This window comes from Flavicella sediminum (genome assembly GCF_006381105.1).
Classification (GTDB): domain Bacteria; phylum Bacteroidota; class Bacteroidia; order Flavobacteriales; family Flavobacteriaceae; genus Flavicella; species Flavicella sediminum.
Map to the genome: position 1 here is coordinate 1,301,915 of NZ_VDET01000002.1, position 20,105 is coordinate 1,322,019.

Here is a 20,105-nt window from a genome sequence, read left to right on the forward strand (position 1 = left end):
TATTATTCTTTTATCAGTACAATTTTTTCACTTTGTTTGGCAATCATCTCTTTGTAAAGATTTTTTAATTCTTGATAATATTTTGGTAGTATGACTGCTTGGTTCATTTGAATACTAGATAGAACTTGTATTTTATTTGCACTTTCAACAACTTGGTATTTAAATACGCCAAGGCCATCAGACAAGCCAAATCCAAAAGATTTTGGTAAAGATTCGATTTTATATCCTGTTGGAAGATCAATCGTTATTCGGTGTAGTTTTTTCCAAGGTGTTGCGTAGTCTACAGGGTATTTTCTGTCTTCTAGTTTGAAGGGGTTTTTAGTTGTAGCTAAAAAGAACAATGGGTTTAGATATATTTTTCCATTCATGGATTCGATAATATCTGAACTTGTAAATTGTGTTGTTTGAGAGATAGGTTTTAAAAGATTTGTCTTGTTCGATACTTTAATTTTTTCAATCTCAATGGGGTATTTCTTTTCAAAAGTTGTCATTAATTTTTCTTCTTTCATTCTACTGTAGCGTTTCCTGTACTCTAAGTTGTATAAATTGGAATAGGTGGTTCTAAGCGTGCCTTTAGCTTCTAGATCGTCATCAAAAGAAATCATCATAATACTTGATTCTAAGGCGTGTTTTTTTGGTGTTAATGGAATTGATTGAAATCCACCAGTCTTAGAAATTATTTTTCCTTCCCAGTTAAGAATTCTTTTTGGTAAGTTGTTTATGCTGCTATATTTTTCTGTTGCATCTAATAAAGAGTAATCCCCTTGTTTAGTTCTAACGGCGGCAATTACATAGTTAATTCCATCCGTAGTTGGGAAGATGGGAATTCCATTGTCTCTAGTGCTTAATAAAACAGGATAGGTATTTAATCCTGCTTCTTTAAGCATGCTTATAAGTGTTAAATTAATGTCAGCAACGTTTCCTGTCCCCTCGGTATAAGCTTTTTTAACACCTAGCTGCGTGTATTTTCCGGTATAATTGTTCCATTTAATTTTCTTTTTTACATGTTTGAAAATCTTTTGAATCTTTTCGTTTTCAGTGGTGCAAGTAGCAAGTATTTCTTCAAGATCATTTTTAAAATGACTGTGTTTTTTTAGTTGGTCTCCAAAACTTGGCGATTTGTGTATTTTCTTAGCTATGGCTTCCCAAGTATTGCTAAATTGTTCTAGACCAGAATTTGGAAATTTTCTAGTAGCTAGTTCGTATTTCATACCTCCAAAATAGTTTCTAATACTGCTTATATAAGGTTCGGAGCTACTAATTGCAGGAATGTTATTTGCTTCATAAGTTGCTTCTTCTGTGTTGAAGTCTAAAGTTTGCTCTTGGTAGCTTGTGGTAGTTACAGTTCCGCTAGATCTATATTTTACGGTCCAGTTTATAGAACTTGATTTTGAAGTTATGACAGGAGTTATGAAGTAGTAACCGTAGTTTTGTTTGTTGTAGTTGTAATATTCCGGAATAGAGGTATGGTAATGTAGTTGTTTTATAGGAATACCAGATTGAAATTGAAGGTCCTTAATGTCGTTGTATGGCGAACTTAAGGTATATTTTATTTCTATAATACAACCTTCTTTTATATTTGGCATGGTCAACTTAATTCGACTCCAGTATTTATTTTCTTTTTCGTCAAAGATATTGTTCTTTTCAAGTTTGTCTTTTTTAATTTTTCCATTGACCAAGTTGTACGTATATCCTTTTATAGAAGAAACTGACTCGTGGTATGCTCCAGACGGATTGTAGTAGGAAATTAGCGTGTTTGCTCTATTAAATCCGTCTTTTGAATAAATCTTTATTTTAAAATGATGTTCAGTTATAATGTCAAAACTGCCTCTATTTTCATTGAATTCAAAATAGGTACTTCTATGTTTGTACAAATAGGCGGCATCTGCGGTAGAGTCTAGCGGATAGTATTTTTCACTTAGCTCGTTCTTTGAAACTTTTCCAAATTTTATTGCTTTTGGAAACACGTTTTGTAAACAGAATAGTAGAAGAGCTATAAGTAATAAGGACTTTTTCATGGTTTATTTTTTTGAAAAGGCAACACGTAGGTTGTCGGTTTTATTTACGGTTTTTATAAATTCTCTATATACTTTGTATTGCTGTTTTGGATAAATACCACTTTTTAAAGCATATGTTCTGTGGTAAATAAACTGAGTGGCATTAATTTTTTCTAGATGCATTTCATAGCTTCCAAAATCCGTCTCTATTTTTTTTAGGGCGGGTAGTGTGGTAATTTTATAGCCTTTAGGTAGGTTGAATTTAATTTCATCAATGTCTTTAAATCCTTGTGCTATTTGAAGAGGTAGTTTTCTGTTTCTATATTTTTGAGGGATATAGGTAATTTTGTTAAATACATTAACACCAACTAGCAAGTCATTACCAGCCAAGGTACCGTGGTTGTCTATGTTGATTTTTAAATTTTCTTCAAATAAAACAGTTTCTTTATTGTTTAAAAATTTGTATTGTTCAATGTTCAGGTTGTTTATATAATTCCAATAACGATTTTTGTAATATTTATCAATCTCTTCGCTATCTAATTTTTCTATATAATAACGATCATCATATTGTAAGCCTTTAGATTTTATATGTACATCCGCTTTGATGTTTCCTTTTGGGTCCAAATGAATAGTGCCCTCTGTTTTTTGTTCGTTGAATTCGTTACTGTACGCAGGAGTATGTTTTATAACTCCACCAGATTCTGTTAAAACGAGTACGTCTCTATCGTTTGTAAAATCACCTAAAAACCCAAAAGGAAGGGTTTGACTGGTACATTCTAACCATACATCATTACCGTTGTTGGGAATATTTAGCATCATGTGATTTCCCTGCATTGAAACAAAGTTTTTATCGATGTCTCTTTTGCTATTTGCATAAACCACAGTCCAATTAGATGTTACTCCAACAGCATCCAAAAGCGCTTTTGTGTAGTTGGTTAAGCCTTTGCAATCACCATAACCTAATTTGTCAACTTCACTAGCTAATGCTGGTTGCCAGCCACCAATTCCAATAGTTACATTTATATATCTAGTTTTATTTTGAACGTAGTTATAAACAATTTTAGCTTTTTCAATTGGATCTGTAGTGTGTTGTACTAGCGACTTGATTTTTGTTATTGTTTCAGGGGTGAGTTCCAGTCTGTCTTCGTACAATTCAGAACGCATCCATTGGCCAAAACTATTCCATGTATCGATATTTGCTTCTACGCCTTTTAAAGAAAATTGATTCAGTCCAATCATTAAGTTAGGTAGTATTTCACGTCGAGAGATGGCGTTGGCTTCATATTTTAAAGCAGGTTGGTTGCTTAGTTCATAATGAATTAAGTTGTTTGTTGATTTGTTAGTAATAGGGAAATCTTTGAAGTTTTTTTCTTTGGTACGAATGACCAAATTTTTAGGATTTTCTATTTTATAACGGCTCTTTTCGGTGCTTGTAGAAAAACCTTCTACCGGATACCAAGAATTTATAAAACCCGTAGTTCTAGTTTTAATTTCGTAATTAAAAACTAGGGTGTATGGATAACTGGTAGGTGTATATTTTAAATATTTTATACGGTCATCAGAATAAAGAGTTCCTCCACTAACGGCACTTGCATCTTCAAATTTACTTTTAGAATATTTTTTTATTTGTTTCCCAAAGGCATTGTAAACAATAGCGGAAAGTTTGGTTATTTTGGTGTCCTTGTCATAGCCTTTTGCTGCTTTGATATAGCTATCTCCGGCTTTGTTTAAAACGGTAACAATTCTTTTTCCAGATACCACCATGGCATCTATATCTTCAATAGTAATGGTTTGCTCGTTTAGTCGAATGACAGCATTTGCGTATTCTTTAAGTTCTTGAGGAATGTGTTTTACAGCAAGATTTTGTTCTTGACTAATAAGTATAGCAGGAACAAACAAGAAGCTAATTAATAGCTTTTGGTATAGATTCATAGCATGAATTTTTAAGGAATGAATGTATAAAAAAAGCCTGATACTAACAAGTATCAGGCTTTCGTATTTTGTTTAAAAGAGCTATTAGCTAATAGAAGCTTTTAAGAATTCTCTGTTCATGCGAGCAATGTTTTCTAAAGAAATTCCTTTCGGGCATTCTACTTCACAAGCTCCTGTGTTTGTACAGTTACCAAATCCTTCATCATCCATTTGTTGCACCATGCTTAAAACACGCTCAGTAGCTTCTACTTGTCCTTGTGGTAACAAAGCATACTGAGATACTTTTGCTCCAACAAATAACATTGCAGAAGAGTTTTTACAAGTCGCAACACAGGCACCACAACCAATACAAGTTGCTGCATCCATTGCTTTATCAGCAGCTATTTTTGAAATAGGAATTGCGTTGGCATCTTGTGTATTTCCTGAAGTGTTTACAGAAATGTAACCACCAGATTGTTGGATTCTATCAAATGAGGTACGATCTACAACTAAATCCTTAATTACAGGAAAGGCAGTCGCTCTAAATGGCTCAATATAAATGGTGTCTCCGTCTTTAAAAGAACGCATATGCAACTGACAAGTAGTAATCCCTTTGTCAGGACCATGCGCTTCTCCATTGATATACATAGAGCACATTCCACAAATTCCTTCACGGCAGTCATGATCAAATGCTACAGGCTCATCACCTTTGTTAATCAATTGTTCGTTCAATACATCCATCATTTCTAAAAACGACATATGCTCTGAAATATCAGTTACTTTATAATCCACCAATTGACCTTTGTCATCAGCGTTTTTTTGTCTCCAGATTTTTAGTGTTAAATCCATAATGTCTTCTTATTTGTATGAACGTTGTTTTAATTCGATGTCGTTAAATTCTAATTCTTCTTTATGAAGAACAGCGTCACCAGGTTCTCCTTTGTACTCCCAAGCCGATACGTATGCAAAATCTTTGTCATTACGTTTTGCTTCTCCTTCTTGTTCTCCGTCTAATTCAACAGATTCTTCTCTAAAGTGACCTCCACAAGATTCGTTTCTGTCCAAGGCATCTTTTGCAAATAATTCACCCAATTCTAAGAAGTCAGCAACTCTTACTGCTTTTTCTAATTCTGTGTTCATTTCGTTAGCTGCTCCAGGAACATTTACGTTTTTCCAGAAATCTTCACGTAAAGCTTTGATTTCAGCCATGGCCTCTTTCAATCCTTTTTCGTTACGAGACATTCCTACTTTGTCCCACATAATTTTACCTAATTTCTTATGGTAAAAATCTACAGAGTGTTTTCCTTTATTTGAAACAAAGAAGTTGATCAATTCTGTTACAGATTTTTCTGCTTCTTCAAATTCTGGTGAATCGGTCGGGATTTTTCCTGTACGAATATCATCAGATAAATAATCACCAATAGTATAAGGCAATACGAAATATCCATCTGCTAAACCTTGCATCAAGGCAGAGGCTCCTAATCTGTTTGCTCCATGGTCAGAGAAGTTTGCTTCTCCAATACAGTAACATCCAGGAATCGTTGTCATTAAGTTGTAATCAACCCAAACACCACCCATTGTATAATGGGTTGCTGGATAAATCATCATAGGTGTTTTGTATGGATTCTCATCTACGATCTTCTCGTACATTTGGAATAAATTCCCATATTTGGCTTCAACTACAGCCTGACCTAATTCGTATATTTTATCTGCAGAAGCATTTGTAATACCGTGAATTTTAGCTTGCTCTTTTCCGTAACGGTCTATGGCGGCAGCAAAATCTAAGTATACAGCTTCTCCCGTAGCATTTACTCCGTAACCGGCATCACAACGTTCTTTTGCCGCTCTTGAGGCAACATCACGCGGCACTAAGTTTCCAAAGGCAGGATATCTTCTTTCTAAGTAATAATCTCTATCAGCTTCCGCAATTTCAGTTGGTTTTAATTTTCCTTGTTGAATTGCTTTTGCATCTTCAATTTTTGCAGGAACCCAAATACGACCATCATTACGCAATGATTCTGACATCAATGTTAATTTTGATTGGTAGTCACCAGATCTTGGAATACAAGTTGGGTGAATTTGCGTGTAACAAGGGTTTGCAAAGAATGCTCCTTTTTTATGAATTTTCCATCCAGCAGTTACGTTAGATCCCATGGCGTTGGTAGATAAGAAATATACATTTCCATATCCTCCAGAAGCAATAACAACTGCATGTGCAGAATGACGTTGAATCTCACCAGTAATCATATTACGCGCAATAATTCCTCTTGCTTTTCCATCAACCAATACTACATCTAGCATTTCATGACGGTTGTACATTTCAATTTTACCACGAGCAATTTGACGGTTCATTGCCGAATAAGCTCCTAATAATAATTGTTGTCCTGTTTGTCCTTTTGCGTAAAAAGTACGAGATACCAATACACCACCAAAAGAACGGTTGTCTAATAATCCACCATAGTCACGTGCAAAAGGAACTCCTTGTGCCACACATTGGTCAATAATATTTCCAGACACTTCTGCCAAACGGTGTACGTTTGCTTCACGAGAACGGTAATCTCCACCCTTTACAGTATCGTAAAACAATCTGTAGGTAGAATCACCATCTCCTTGGTAGTTTTTTGCAGCATTGATTCCTCCTTGGGCAGCAATTGAATGCGCTCTACGAGGAGAATCTTGGTATGCAAATGCTTTTACGTTATATCCTAATTCAGCCAAAGAAGCTGCGGCAGAACCACCAGCTAATCCTGTACCAACCACAATAATATCAATATTACGTTTGTTAGCCGGGTTTACTAAATCAATTTTGTCTTTGTAAGTTGTCCATTTATCTTTAATTGGACCTTTAGGTATTCTTGAATTTAAAGTCGTCATTTTTTTAGTAGATTAATGGTTTAAGAAATGAAAAACGGCTACAATAATAAATCCTGCTGGAATGGCAATTGAATATGCTTTCCCTAAGGTTTTTACTGTTTTCGTGTATTTGTTATTGAAACCCATTGACTGAAAAGCCGATTGGAATCCGTGCGCTAAGTGTAAACCTAATAGTACGAAAGAAACTACATAGGCAGCAACTCTTGCAGGGTTCACAAATTTGTGTTGTAATTCTTCAAAGTATCTGAAGTTTTGTGTTCCTTCTAACATACCACTCATGTCACCATGAACATATTTTACGTTTAGTTCAGGAATCCAGAAATCTACAAAGTGTAATACAATAAAAGCTAAAATTACCAGTCCACTATAAATCATGTTTCTTGATGTCCATGTTGAGTTGGCTGCTCCGTTGTCTTTCGCATATTTTACAACTGTCGCTTTTTTGTTTTTCAATTCTAAAATGAATCCCATAACAAAATGAAAAACCACACCAAAAATAAGTACAGGCTGTAAGGCAAATTGTACCAAAGGATTGGTTCCCATAAAATGAGATAGATCGTTGAATAAAGTTTCGCTAAAAATAGAAGTAATATTTACTGCTAAGTGAATAATTAAGAAAAAGATAAGGAAAAGTGCTGACAGTGCCATGGCAACTTTTCTTGCAATTGATGAAGATATAAATCCGCTCATTAGTTAAAAAATTTTTAGAATCCCACAAATGTACTACTTAGGTCTTCTATGATGAAAGAAAATTCTTGTTTTTTTAGTTATTTAGAATCATTTTAAGAAGTCCTTTTTTTTTACTCGAAAGGTCTGTTTCTTAGTGTATTGCGTATTTGATAATTATTGTTTTTAAAAATTATTCATAATGTAATAATTACGTATTTTTACGTGGTTAAAATGAGTTTATTGGTAGGGCCAAATCAGTGGAATTAAGGCTAAACTAATAATAAAGAAAATTAATAAAAGTCCGGCACCTACTTTAGCGTAGTCTTTAAATGTGTAGTTACCAGCGTTCATTACCATCATGTTAGTGGTTGTTCCAAAAGGAGTTAAGAAAGCTGTGGAAGCACTAACGGCTAAAATCATCATAAAAGGAACTGGAGAATATCCTAGTTGTAAAGCAGCGGTAATAATAATGGGTGCCATTAATATAGAAGTGGCAGAATTACTCATAACTTGGCTTAATGTAGTGGTAATTAAAAATACACCTGCTAAGAAAAAAGTAGGGTGCATGTCTCCTAAAAGTCCTACCATAGAATCGGCAATTAATAAGGCAGCTCCTGTTTTTTGGAGGGCAACTCCCATAGGAATCATTCCTGCAATAATGATCACCACATTCCAGTTGATAGATCTGTACGATTGATTCATGTTGATACAACCACCTGCAACCATAATCATGGCTGTTAACATAACTGAAATAGCAGAAGAGAAAATTCCTGTTACTAACATCACTACCATAAATGCCATGGCGAATATTGAAATCAATCCTTTTCTACTAATTTTTCCAACTTCTTTGGCTAATTCTTCTGGGTGGCCAACAATTAAAAAGTCTTTACTTTCTTCTTGAATAGCTCTAATGTCTTCCCATTTTGCGCGTACTAATAAAGTATCTCCTTCTTGTAATACAAATTCTCTACCTCTAATTCTTTTGTTGTATCTGTTTAAGGCAATGACTTGCACATTGTATTTTTCACCAAAACGACCGACGTTTATTGTTTTTCCTCTGTACGAAGACCTTGGAGCGACAATTAATTCAGAAATACCGACTTCATCTGTTAAAACATTTTCTTTGATGAATTCTCCATCTCCTTCCACTTTTATGGCGGCTACATTGTATTTGTCAATAAATCGTTTTATTCTGTTTTCACTGCAATTTACAATCAGCTCATCGTCCATATGAAGTTCGCGGTTGTCATCCGGAAATTCGTCATCTTCAGGGTGGTTCAATCCTACTTTTTTTAGCAGTGTTTGTGCTGGGTGTTGATTCGGTATAATTTTAATCAAACTAATTCCCATACCTGAATCTAATTGCAGTTCGCTAATTTTTTTGCCAATAGCCGAAGAGTTAGGTCTAATTCTTACTCTCCAAAAGCCTTCAAATATTTGGTAGGCATCTTCCAAACTTTGGATAGATTCGTCAATGTCTTCCATTTTATTGGAAGTGTTGTTGGGTAATAACTTAATTCCAATATAGCGCATGTACAGTACAATGGCCACTAATAAAGGGATTCCGATATAGGCGTATTCGAAAAAGGCAAAACCTTCGTAACCTGCATCTACCAAAGCTTGGTTGGCAATAATGTTTGGCGGAGTTCCTGTTAGGGTTAAAAGGCCACCCGTATTTGCTGCAAAGGCTAAAGGGATCAGCATTTTTGAAGCCGAAGTTCTAAGTCGCCAAGCCGCCGCAATGGCTACTGGAATTAAGGAAGCTACAGTTCCTGTATTGCTGATAAATGCAGAAATAATAGCGGTTCCAATAATTAATAAAATTAATAATTTGTTGGCGTTGCTGCTAGATAGGGCTACAATTTTGTTTCCTAACCATGAGGTCACTCCGGTTCTACTCATGGCTTCACCAACAATAAATAGCGCAGCAATCATCACTACGGTGGTATTGCTAAAACCAGAAAAAGTTTCGCTAGTGGTTAGAATTCCGAAAACATAAAGAGAAACCATGCTTAATAATGCGACGACATCGGGTCTTAATTTCCCTGAAATAAAGAGGGTGATGGTGATTGCTAAAATGATAAAAGTAATTGTCATAATATGTGCTTTTTTTGATGGTGTAAAAATACGAGGTACTAGGCTTGTGGTTATATGATAATTGTCATTTGTTGTTTTTCATGTTTCTTGTTTTGCTGCGTTTTTAAAGGTAAAGCACAGTGTCATAGGTGCGAATACGTTGTAGTAGATTTAGCGATGTTGCCAATTTTTTTTTACCATAATTTTGATGGAATTAGGCATTTGTTGTTTTTCCAAGTTTTTTCAAGTTCATTTTTCGGAATTGTATAGTTGTTACAGTCCAAATAATCTCCTAAATTGTTTTTGTTCAGTATTTTAAAGTTTCCTTTTTTTATTTCAGAAATGAGGAGTTTTATGATTTCGGTTTTGCTGATTTTTTTATGCTCTTTGTAGAGTTCTAGAGCTTTTTCGTTGTTGGCAAGATCCATTTTTGAAGAAGCTTCGTCTGCTACAGCTCCGTTTTCTAGTTTTGCATTTTTGAATTGTTGGTAGTTTCCTTTTTCGTGTGCTTCACCTAAACTTTTTGCAGCGCGTTTTCCTATTTTTTTCGCCAAAGTATACATCCAGTAGGCATGACGAAACGCATCTACTTGTCCACCGTTTTTGTCTTGGTCTAATAAGCGTGTTTTTTGAATAGAGTCTGCTGTTTTTTCGGCTTCCATAGAAATTTTAAAAGCTTTTTTTGCTTTAAATAGATGTAAGTATACCCAGCATTTTTCTGGTTTGGAAAGTTTAGAAAATTTTTGGGTCATGCTTTGAGACTGGCTTGAAAAAGAACCTAGATAAAAACAGAAAAAAAGGAGGCTATATTTTGTCAAAGTCTGAAATTAGTGCCAAAGTTTATCAGGAAATGCCCAACAAATTGATACATTTGTTTATCTAGTAAATGTACGAAATACATCGATAGTCTTAAAACAATTTTCTTATGAAATACGAAGCAATTCCTTCTTCTTTATTTGTTAAAAATAGAGCCAAGTTTGTCGCACAAATGAAGCCCAATGCAATGGCTTTTTTTAATTCCAATGATATTTATCCTGTGAGTGCGGATAGTACTTTGCCTTTTGCACAGCATCGAGATATTTTTTATTTAAGCGGTGTTGATCAGGAAGAGAGTGTTTTGTTTTTATTCCCGGATGCCAAGAAACCAGAATATCGAGAGATTTTGTTTGTGAGAGAAACCAATGAGCATATTGCAATTTGGGAAGGTGCAAAATTAACAAAGGAATTGGCAACAAAAACATCAGGTGTCCAAACGGTACTTTGGTTAGATAAACTTGACGAAGTTCTGGAAGAATTAATGAAGGATGTTGCTGTAGTTTATATCAACAAAAACGAACATTACAGAGCAAAAGTAGAAACAGAAACTCGTGAAGATCGATTTACAAATATGTTGGCTGAAAAATATCCTTCTCAGCAACGAGAAAAAAGCAATCCAATCCTACAAAGAATTCGTTCTGTAAAAGAAGAAGAAGAAATAGCCTTAATTCAAAAGGCTTGTCATTTAACCGAAAAAGGATTCCGTAGGGTCTTAGATTTTGTAAAGCCCGGAGTTTGGGAGTATGAAATAGAAGCAGAATTGATTCATGAGTTTACTAGAAATAGATCTAAAGGTTTTGCCTATACACCCATAGTTGCTAGTGGGAGTAATGCCAATGTATTGCATTATATAGAAAATAATCAACAATGTAAATCTGGCGATTTAATTTTAATGGATGTTGCCGCTGAATATGCTAATTATTCTAGTGATTTAACGAGAACAATTCCTGTTTCTGGTGTATTTACAGCAAGACAAAAAGAGGTGTACAATGCGGTAAATAAAATAAAAAAGGAAGCGACAAAAATGTTGTTACCCGGTGTCGTTTTAAAAGAATACCACCAAGAAGTTGGTAAAATGATGACCTCAGAGCTTTTAGCTTTGAAATTATTAGACAAAGTTGATGTGCAAAATGAAGATCCAGAATGGCCGGCATATAAAAAATATTTTATGCATGGTACGTCGCATCATATGGGTTTAGATACGCATGATTACGGAATTTTAACAGATCCAATGCAGGCCAATATGGTGTTTACGGTTGAGCCGGGAATTTATATTCCAGAAGAAGGATTTGGAATTCGTTTGGAAGATGATGTGGTGGTTCAAGAAAAAGGTGTTCCTTTTAACTTGATGGCAAATATTCCTATTGAAATTGAGGAAATAGAAGATTTAATGAATAGCTAAACCTATATAAAAAGTACTTATAGGCAGTAGCTAACAATTAATCAATGTACATTTGCATTTCTATCTTAAAAACAAAATTTCTGTTTTTTTATAAAATTTTATAGATGTCATTCAAAGACCTAGGTTTATCAGATGCTTTGCTAAAAGCAGTAGAAGAAAAAGGGTATACAACTCCTTCTCCAATTCAACAAAAAGCAATTCCGCATATTTTACAAGGAAAAGATATGCTCGCTTCTGCGCAAACAGGAACTGGAAAAACAGCCGGGTTTACGCTGCCTGTTTTGCAGATTTTGTCAGAAACGAAACATCCAAAATACAGACCTTTGCGTGCCTTGGTTTTAACACCTACAAGAGAACTAGCTGCTCAGGTTCATGAAAATGTTCAAGAGTATAGTAAGTATTTAGATATAAGATCTGCCGTTGTTTTTGGAGGGGTAAAAGCGGCTAGTCAAATAAGAACACTTAGACAAGGAGTTGATGTTTTGGTAGCAACACCTGGTAGATTGTTAGATTTACACGATCAAAAAGCCGTTTCATTTAAAAGAATAGATATTTTAATTTTAGATGAGGCAGATAGAATGTTGGATATGGGCTTTGTTCGAGATATCAACAAGTTGATTAGTTTTATGCCTACAAAGCGTCAAAACTTGATGTTTTCAGCAACTTTTTCTAAGGATATTAAAAAATTAGCTGCAGGGATTTTAAGAAATCCTGTTTCTGTGGAAGCTGCACCGCAAAACACAACAGCCGAAAGAGTTGTACAAAAAGTGTATCGCGTAGATAAAGGTAAAAAAACAAATTTGGTTATCGATTTGATAAAAGAAGGTAGTTGGAGTCAGGTTTTAATGTTTACAAGAACAAAACATGGAGCTAATAAATTAACCGAAAACTTGGTGAAGGCCGGTATTACAGCTGCTGCAATTCATGGAAATAAAAATCAAGGTGCTAGAACAAAAGCCTTGGCAAACTTTAAGAGCAATGCTATTAGGGTTTTAGTTGCTACAGATATTGCTGCACGTGGATTGGATATTCCATTGTTACCACATGTTATCAATTTTGAACTTCCTAATGTGCCTGAAGATTATGTGCATAGAATTGGTAGAACGGGTAGGGCAGGTGCTGCAGGAGAGGCTATTTCTTTAGTTTGCAGTGAAGAAACGGAGTACCAAAAGGAAATTGAAAAATTGTTAAAAGAAAAATTAAAAACAGATACTATTGAAGGTTATGAACCTTTGGATAAGACACCTCCTAAAAGAGCGGCTACACAAAGTAAAGGTTCTTTTGGAAATAAGAAAAAAACTGCTTCACAAGGAAATAAACCGAAACGAAAGTCACGCTTTAAAGGTGGAAAACCGGAAAACACCTCTGGAAGAGGAAGGACAGGTGGCTCTAAAAAGAAACGCTAGTGTTGTTTGAGCTAGCATAATACTTGATAGAATTGAAAACTTTTATTACTTACAAAAACACACAAATTCATTATACGGTTTCTGGAAAAGGAACAGCAATTGTTCTCTTGCATGGTTTTTTAGAAAATAGTACGATGTGGAATTCTACGGTTGAAGAATTTTCTAAAAGAAACAGAGTTGTTTGCATTGATTTGTTGGGACATGGTTTGACGGAGAATTTAGGCTATGTGCATACCATGGAGCAAATGGCAGATGCCGTTCATGCGGTATTGGTGCATTTGAAAATAAGAAAATATGTTTTGGTAGGGCATTCCATGGGAGGTTATGTTTCGTTGGCTTTAGCTGAAGAATTCCCGGATAATGTAAAAGGTATTTGCTTATTGAATTCTACATCAAGAGCCGATTCTCCCGAAAAACAAATAAATAGAGATCGGGCAATTGCCGTAGTAAAGGAAAATCATAAATCTTTTATTAGAAATTCTATTCCTATGCTGTTTCGTTCTAAAAACAGAAAACTCTATCGAGCGGAAATTGCTGAGGTAAAAGAAGAAGCATTACAAACATCCAAGCAAGGTATAATTGCTGCTTTGGAAGGGATGAAAATTAGACAAGACCGTGAGGTGCTGTTGCATTTTGGTCCGTATCCTAAAATGATGGTTTTGGGTGAAAAAGATCCTGTTTTGGCTTTGGATGATTTGTTAAGTCAAGTAGAAAATACAGAAACAGTTTTGGTCCGACTTTCAGAAGGACATATGTCGCATATTGAAAACAAACCCGAAATGTTACTTGCGCTAAAAGATTTTGTGAAAAATTGTTCTTAAAAAGAATTATTTTTTATCAATAAACAACCAAGCGTCTTTAGAAACTTTTATTTTTATTTCTGCTAAGTTTTTTACGGCCTCTTCACGAGTTGCGTAACTGTCAACAGCAACTTGAGTAAGTCCCCATTTGTTTACACCAATAATTGTCGCATTAAATCCTTTCGCTTTTAATTGTTTTACCTTTTTAAAAGCATTGGCTTCTTCTCCAAAAGCGCCCACAATTAGGTGGTAGTTTTTAGTAACGGTTTTTACAATGTCTAAATTAATTTCTGGAAGCGGATTGCTAATGATAAAAGTAGCTTGTTGAATTTTTTTAGTCACCACTTCTTGGTATTCTGTTTCCAAAGCTTCCATTTGTTTTTCATTGGCTTTCCAACCAATAGTACCAACGGTTAGCATTACAGCAACTGCGGCTGCGTATTTAAAGAAGTGAGAAGATTTTCTTTCTTCAACAGGTTGTAAAACAGCTGCTTTTTGTTTGTACGATTCTCTTTTTATGGCAGGAGAATTGTAAGAGGCTAAACCAAATGAACTGGGTAGGTAGTTGCTTTCTGTTAAAGGGTTAAAAAGAATATTCCCTTCTTTGTTTAAAGATAATTCTCCAATATTAGATAAAGTCAGTGAGCTATTTTCTAACTGGTTTTTCCATGCGATTACCAATGCATTGATTTTCTCATTCGCAATTTCGAAAGTACAGTTTTCAGCAACAGAGATATAATTTGCCAACAAGCCATCATTTGTTTGTAACTGACTGTTAAAACTTAATTTTTTTGTTGGTGGATAAAAAGTATGGGTAAAATGGTTGGCTTTTGAAGAAACCACATTTGAAACAAAACCTCCAAATCCAGGTACGATAACACATTCGTATCTGTATAATAAATCACTGATGTACTTTGATAACTGCATAAAACAAATATAAATAATTTATGATTTTGTTTTCATTGGGCGCTTAAAATTTATCAACAAATGTTTTGTAACTTGTATATCAAATTGTTATAAAATGAAAGAAGAAGATTTACTGTATGCTTTGGCACTTCAACGGGCCAAAGGCATTGGAGATATCAATGCCAAAAAGTTAATTAAAGTCTGTGGGAGTCCAAAAAACGTTTTAAAAGAGCGAAAAAAAACATTGCAAAAAATTGATGGAATTGGCGCCGTAACTTTAAAAAATTTATTCGATTCTGAAAATTTGAAAGCAGCAGAATTAGAAATAAAGTTGATAAGTCAGTATCAAATAAAACCGCTTTATTTTTTAGAAGAAGCTTATCCAAAAAAATTATTAAACTGTATTGACTCTCCAATTTTAATGTTTCAAGATGGCCGTTTTAATTTCGAAAATCGTAAAATTATTAGCATTGTAGGTACACGAAAAATGACGACTTATGGACGAGATTTTTGTGAGTCTTTATTGGCAGATTTAAAAAGCTACGATCCTGTTGTGGTAAGTGGATTTGCATATGGTGTTGATATTTGTGCGCACAAAGCGGCTGTAAAAAATAATTTGTGTACGGTTGGTGTTTTTGCACATGGCTTTGGTGATTTGTATCCTAAAACGCATAAAAAATACATGGCGCAAATGTATGAACGGGGTGGTTTTTTAACGGAATTTTGGTACAATGAAGGGGCGCTAAGAGAAAATTTTTTAAAAAGAAATAGAATAGTTGCGGGTATTGCTGAAGCAACTATTATTGTAGAGTCAGCACCAAAAGGAGGCGCCTTGGTTACAGCAGATATTGCCAATTCTTATGGAAAGGAAGTCTTGGCAGTACCAGGTAGAACGAGTGATTATTATAGCAAAGGTTGCAATGCTTTGATACGAGATAATAAAGCAGCTATATTAATGTCTTCTGAGGATTTAGTACGTTTTTTAGGTTGGGAAGAAAATAAGGAACAGAAAGTGATTCAGCCTCAATTGTTTTTAGACTTGACTACAGAAGAACAGCTTATTTATGATTTTTTAGCTTCCAAAGGAAAGGAGCTGCTAGATCGTATTTCTATTGAAACAAAAATACCTGTTTATAAAATTGCTGCTGTTTTATTTCAGCTAGAGATGAAAGGTGTTGTACGTGCCTTACCAGGAAAATTGTACGAAATAATTTAGGAGAATATATTTTTTAAATATTCGTTTTCAAATATTCCTGTAGGATCTAATTCTGCTTTGGTTTGTTTAAAATTTTCCCATTCTGGATACAGTCTTTCTAGGTTTAATTTGTCGTAAAAATGTTTTTTTGCCCAATGAGGTCGGGCGTCGTATTTTTTTAAAATGTCGTGAATTTTTTTGAAGTACACATCGTGTGGAATATTTTTGCCATAAGGTTTGTAGGAAATAATTCCAATATAGCAAGTTTCTCTATGATAAGCCATGCTTAAACTGGCATCGTTTTTTGGACTGAAACGAAGTTCAATAGGCATATGCACTTTAAAATTTTTATCGATGGCTGTTTTCATTTCAGAAATAGCAGCTTTTGTGTTTTCTAAAGGAATGGCGTACTCCATTACAGATTGTTTTACAAGTATTGGTAAAACAAACATTTCGTGTGCGGTTCCTATTTGCTGTACTTCTTTTTTGAAAAGTAAGTCGTACATAAAATTATTTAACTTCGGAATTCCTAAAGGGAAAAATGATGTGAGCCATAAGCCAAATTCATGGACTATATTTCCTTTAAAAATACCATTTAGCCATTCTTGTGTGGTGTTTTTTTGAGTGCAGTTTTTTTGTGTTCTGTTGGCGCTCCATTGTTGGACTTTATTAGTGTGTGGTGCCCACCAAAAACGCAAATAATCGGTTTTGTGAATCTGTTCCAAGTTTTGCAACATTCCTTCAAAAGTTACTGTTTGGGTGTTTACTTCTAAATTGTAGTGGGGTTCAACTTTTAAAGTTATTTTAGAAATGATCCCTAAGGCACCTAAACTGACTCTAGCGGCTTTAAAAATTTCAGGATTTTCGCTTTGTGATGTTTTTATAGTTTCACCTGCGGCGGTAATAAGTTCCATAGAAACAATTTGTTGGTCTATGGCTCCAAATTGAAGACCTGTGCCATGGGTTCCTGTACAAATAGCTCCTGCTAAAGATTGTTCATCAATGGTGCCTAAATTGCTTACTGTGGCTCCATTTTGACGTAAATAAACTAATAAATCTTTGAGTCGGATACCGGCCTCTACGCTAACTAATAATTTTTTTTGGTCAAAAGAAAGTACTTTATTGAATTTGTCTAAGGAGACTAAAAATCCTTCATTCGTTTTTGCAATGGTGGAGCAAGAATGGCCTGAGCCAATTAATTTTATTTTCTTTTTTTGTTCGGCGGCCTCTTTTATCAAGGCGCTAATTTCTTTTACAGAACTTGGAAATAAAATTGTTTCTGGAAATGAGCTAAATGATTTTGACCAATTGGTCCATTTTTGTAAGGATTTGGACATCTAATACGTTCTCTTTGGAAGCAAAGGTAAAGCTTCTAAAGTAATTTTTGAGTACTTGTATTTTGAAAAGAAAGGAAAATAAAAATCCCTCCTTTCAATTAGAAAGGAGGGATTTAAGAATTGTTATAAAATGAACTATTATTTCAATTCAATTTCTTTAATTTTTTCAGTTTGTTTACCTCTAATAGCTGTGTAACCTGCAACCATTTCGGCTAATTTTTCTTTGTTAGAAGCGGCTAAATTGTTTTGTTGACTTGGGTCTTCTTTTAAGTTGTACAATTGGTATTCAGAAGAATTTCCTAATTCAATATTTACTTCTTTTAACAAAGCTTTTCCGCTGTATGGAGGAATCATAGCCCAATCACCCTTTCGGTAAGCAGTTTTTGCACTTGCTTCTAAAACTAAATCTTTTCTACCATTTTCAGAAGATCCTAAAAAAGCTTCCAAAATATCTTGACTATCGCTAGTACGAATATCAGATCCTACCAATTTAGCAACAGAGGATAATAAATCCATTTGACAAACCAATGCATTTGACACGCCTGGTTTGATAGTTCCTTTCCAAGAAGTAATAAAAGGCACATGGGTACCAGCTTCAAACAAACTGTATTTTCCACCTCTTAATCCTCCAGTAGGGGTATGTTTTCCTAATTTTTCAACAGCATCGTCATAGTAACCATCATTTAAAACAGGTCCGTTATCGCTAGAAAAAACAATCAATGTGTTTTCCAACAAACCTTCTTCTTCTAAAGTTTTTAAGAATTCACCAATAACCCAGTCAGCTTCAACAATAACGTCACCTCTTGGTCCTAAGCCTGATTTTCCTACAAATCTAGGGTGTGGAGTTCTTGGTACGTGTGGTTGTTGCATTCCGTAGTATAAAAAGAAAGGTCCGTCTTTGTGTTTTTTAACATAGTCTTGCGCACCTTTTAAAAAGTGATCTGCCATATCAACATCGCTCCATCTAGCTTTTTCTCCACCTTTCATATAACCAATTCTCGGAATTCCGTTGATAATGGAGTTGTTATGTCCGTGGTGCCATTTCATGGTTGTTAACTCAGGGTTTTCTTTTCCGCTAGTTTGACCAGGATAATTGTTTTTGTAGTCAATCGTAATCGGGTCGTTAGGGTCTAATCCAACAACATCACCATTTTCAATATATACCGTTGGTACACGATCTTGTGTAGCAGCCATAATATAAGAGTAGTCGAAACCAACTTCATTAGGTCCAGGAGAAACTTTTTTGTTCCAATCAACATGACCTGATCCTAATCCTAGGTGCCATTTTCCAACAATACCCGTATGGTATCCTTTGGTTTTTAACATTCTTGGTAAAGTCATTTGCTCTGTTCCAATAATTAGGGGAGCAGTACCTGGAAGAATTTTTGCATTTTTGTTTTTCCAAGGATATACACCTGTAAGTAAGGCATAACGACTAGGAGTACAAGTTGCAGAACTTGCATATCCGTTGGTAAAACGAACTCCACCATTTGCCAACTTATCAATATTGGGTGTTTGAAGTTCTGTAGCACCATTGGCGCCTATGTCTCCGTATCCTAAATCATCTGTATAAATTACAACAATGTTTGGTTGTTTAGCAGAGTTTGCTGAGACAGCTTCTTTTGCTGGTTTGTCGTTTTTACAACCAACCAATACGGCCAGTGTTAAAATAAAAATCCAATGTGATTTGTTCATTTTGTTTCGTTTTTAAGTTTTATAAATGTAAATTTTACATTTAAAATTCAGAATGTAAATTTAGTAAAATAATTTTAAGTATACCGAGTTTATTTTACCCTTTACTAAGTCTTTGTTATTTCTTTTTCAGACTGATACTTTCAATAATAACAGTTGATAGGATAATAGCTCCTCCAATGATTGTTGCTGTGTTTGGAGTTTCGTTTAAAAAAATGACGCCCATTAAGATTCCGAATACGGGCTGTGAGCTACCAATTAAACTTGCTGTGGATACTGCGAAGTTTTTCAAACTTTGTACAAACATGGTATGTCCAATTGCCGTAGTTACAATTCCTAAACCGATAAGGTAAGGCAGGAAATCTAGGGTTTGTTCCGTGTTTTTGTAAAACAGAAAAGGCGTAAATATAACAGCGATAAAAAGAAACTGATAAAACATTAATACGGTACTGCTGTATTTTTTACTGTTAGATTTCATGGTTAAATTCCGTAAAGCATAGAAGAATGCAGAGAGAATACCTGAAATAAGTCCTTTGGTTGAGTCGCTTGCCAAATTTAAATCGGGTAACATAATATACAAGCCAATAAGTACAGTTAGTGCGAGTATAAGATGTCTTTTATTAAATTTAGTTTTGAAATAGAAAGGCTCTAATAATGCTGTTATGGCCGGGTAGGTATATAACGAAAGCATTCCTAAGGCAATACCTGCTGTTTGTAAAGCATAGAAATAAGTCAGCCAATGTGCCCCAAAAAGAAAGGAAGAAAACAGCAATCTTCTTTGTGCTACAGGATCGGCTATTTTAAAGGAAGTTTTTTTTAGTAGCATAAACCCACCAAGAACGATAAAACCTAGAAGCCCTCTCCAAAAAGAAATAATGGTTGGGTCTAAATCAATATATCGTACCAATACCGCAGCAGTACTAATGAGTAGGATAGAGAGATTGAGTTCTAGTAGATGTTTTAATTTAGTGCTTTTCATGAACTTATTTTAATAAAAACGGCCAGTCATTTTTCTATGAATGAC

Annotated in this window: 15 protein-coding genes; 4 read left to right on the forward strand and 11 right to left on the reverse strand. The window is 34.7% G+C overall.

Going from position 1 to position 20,105, the window contains the following annotated elements; all coding sequences use genetic code 11:
• Window positions 1-2: 2 nt before the first annotated feature.
• The 7 genes from FGM02_RS05670 to FGM02_RS05700 all read right to left on the reverse strand — a co-directional run bounded on the left by FGM02_RS05670 (window position 3) and on the right by FGM02_RS05700 (window position 10,279).
• On the reverse strand, window positions 3-2,018 hold the full coding sequence (locus FGM02_RS05670) for a transglutaminase domain-containing protein (protein WP_139957338.1): 2,016 nt from the start codon (window positions 2,016-2,018) through the stop codon (window positions 3-5).
• 3 nt (window positions 2,019-2,021) lie between these two features.
• Window positions 2,022-3,929: a DUF3857 domain-containing protein gene (locus tag FGM02_RS05675; protein WP_139957339.1), complete on the reverse strand. Its 1,908-nt coding sequence runs from the start codon at window positions 3,927-3,929 to the stop codon at window positions 2,022-2,024.
• Between the two features lie 84 nt (window positions 3,930-4,013).
• On the reverse strand, window positions 4,014-4,757 hold the full coding sequence (locus FGM02_RS05680; protein ID WP_139957340.1) for a succinate dehydrogenase/fumarate reductase iron-sulfur subunit: 744 nt from the start codon (window positions 4,755-4,757) through the stop codon (window positions 4,014-4,016).
• A gap of 9 nt (window positions 4,758-4,766) precedes the next feature.
• A complete protein-coding gene (locus tag FGM02_RS05685; RefSeq protein WP_139957341.1) occupies window positions 4,767-6,782 on the reverse strand; it encodes a fumarate reductase/succinate dehydrogenase flavoprotein subunit in 2,016 nt (671 codons plus the stop codon).
• Window positions 6,783-6,794: 12 nt separating this feature from the next.
• Window positions 6,795-7,472, reverse strand: a complete 678-nt coding sequence (locus FGM02_RS05690) for a succinate dehydrogenase cytochrome b subunit (RefSeq protein WP_139957342.1) — start codon at window positions 7,470-7,472, stop codon at window positions 6,795-6,797.
• A gap of 216 nt (window positions 7,473-7,688) precedes the next feature.
• Complete coding sequence (locus tag FGM02_RS05695; protein ID WP_139957343.1) at window positions 7,689-9,548, reverse strand: SLC13 family permease; 1,860 nt, start codon at window positions 9,546-9,548, stop codon at window positions 7,689-7,691.
• Window positions 9,549-9,721: 173 nt separating this feature from the next.
• Window positions 9,722-10,279 carry a DUF6973 domain-containing protein gene (locus FGM02_RS05700; RefSeq protein WP_243739359.1) on the reverse strand — a complete coding sequence of 186 codons (558 nt, stop codon included), beginning with the start codon at window positions 10,277-10,279 and terminating at the stop codon, window positions 9,722-9,724.
• Window positions 10,280-10,452: 173 nt separating this feature from the next.
• Here FGM02_RS05700 and FGM02_RS05705 point away from each other — a divergent pair, with 173 nt between their 5' ends.
• From FGM02_RS05705 to FGM02_RS05715, 3 genes are all read left to right on the forward strand, one after another.
• On the forward strand, window positions 10,453-11,745 hold the full coding sequence (locus FGM02_RS05705; protein WP_139957345.1) for an aminopeptidase P family protein: 1,293 nt from the start codon (window positions 10,453-10,455) through the stop codon (window positions 11,743-11,745).
• A gap of 104 nt (window positions 11,746-11,849) precedes the next feature.
• Complete coding sequence (locus FGM02_RS05710; RefSeq protein WP_139957346.1) at window positions 11,850-13,151, forward strand: DEAD/DEAH box helicase; 1,302 nt, start codon at window positions 11,850-11,852, stop codon at window positions 13,149-13,151.
• Window positions 13,152-13,183: 32 nt separating this feature from the next.
• Window positions 13,184-13,972: an alpha/beta fold hydrolase gene (locus tag FGM02_RS05715; protein ID WP_139957347.1), complete on the forward strand. Its 789-nt coding sequence runs from the start codon at window positions 13,184-13,186 to the stop codon at window positions 13,970-13,972.
• 6 nt (window positions 13,973-13,978) lie between these two features.
• Here the strand turns inward: FGM02_RS05715 and FGM02_RS05720 are convergent, their stop codons facing one another.
• Window positions 13,979-14,878, reverse strand: a complete 900-nt coding sequence (locus FGM02_RS05720) for an HU domain-containing protein (RefSeq protein WP_139957348.1) — start codon at window positions 14,876-14,878, stop codon at window positions 13,979-13,981.
• A 94-nt stretch (window positions 14,879-14,972) separates the two neighbouring features.
• Between FGM02_RS05720 and dprA the strand changes: the two genes are divergently transcribed.
• Window positions 14,973-16,073, forward strand: a complete 1,101-nt coding sequence (gene dprA, locus FGM02_RS05725) for a DNA-processing protein DprA (protein ID WP_139957349.1) — start codon at window positions 14,973-14,975, stop codon at window positions 16,071-16,073.
• Here the strand turns inward: dprA and FGM02_RS05730 are convergent.
• The 3 genes from FGM02_RS05730 to FGM02_RS05740 form a co-directional block, all read right to left on the reverse strand.
• A complete protein-coding gene (locus FGM02_RS05730; protein ID WP_139957350.1) occupies window positions 16,070-17,389 on the reverse strand; it encodes a D-arabinono-1,4-lactone oxidase in 1,320 nt (439 codons plus the stop codon). The two genes, dprA and FGM02_RS05730, sit on opposite strands and share 4 nt — an antisense overlap.
• A 138-nt stretch (window positions 17,390-17,527) precedes the next feature.
• Window positions 17,528-19,084, reverse strand: a complete 1,557-nt coding sequence (locus tag FGM02_RS05735; protein WP_139957351.1) for a sulfatase family protein — start codon at window positions 19,082-19,084, stop codon at window positions 17,528-17,530.
• A gap of 115 nt (window positions 19,085-19,199) precedes the next feature.
• Window positions 19,200-20,060: a DMT family transporter gene (locus tag FGM02_RS05740; protein ID WP_139957352.1), complete on the reverse strand. Its 861-nt coding sequence runs from the start codon at window positions 20,058-20,060 to the stop codon at window positions 19,200-19,202.
• Between the last annotated feature and the right edge of the window lie 45 nt (window positions 20,061-20,105).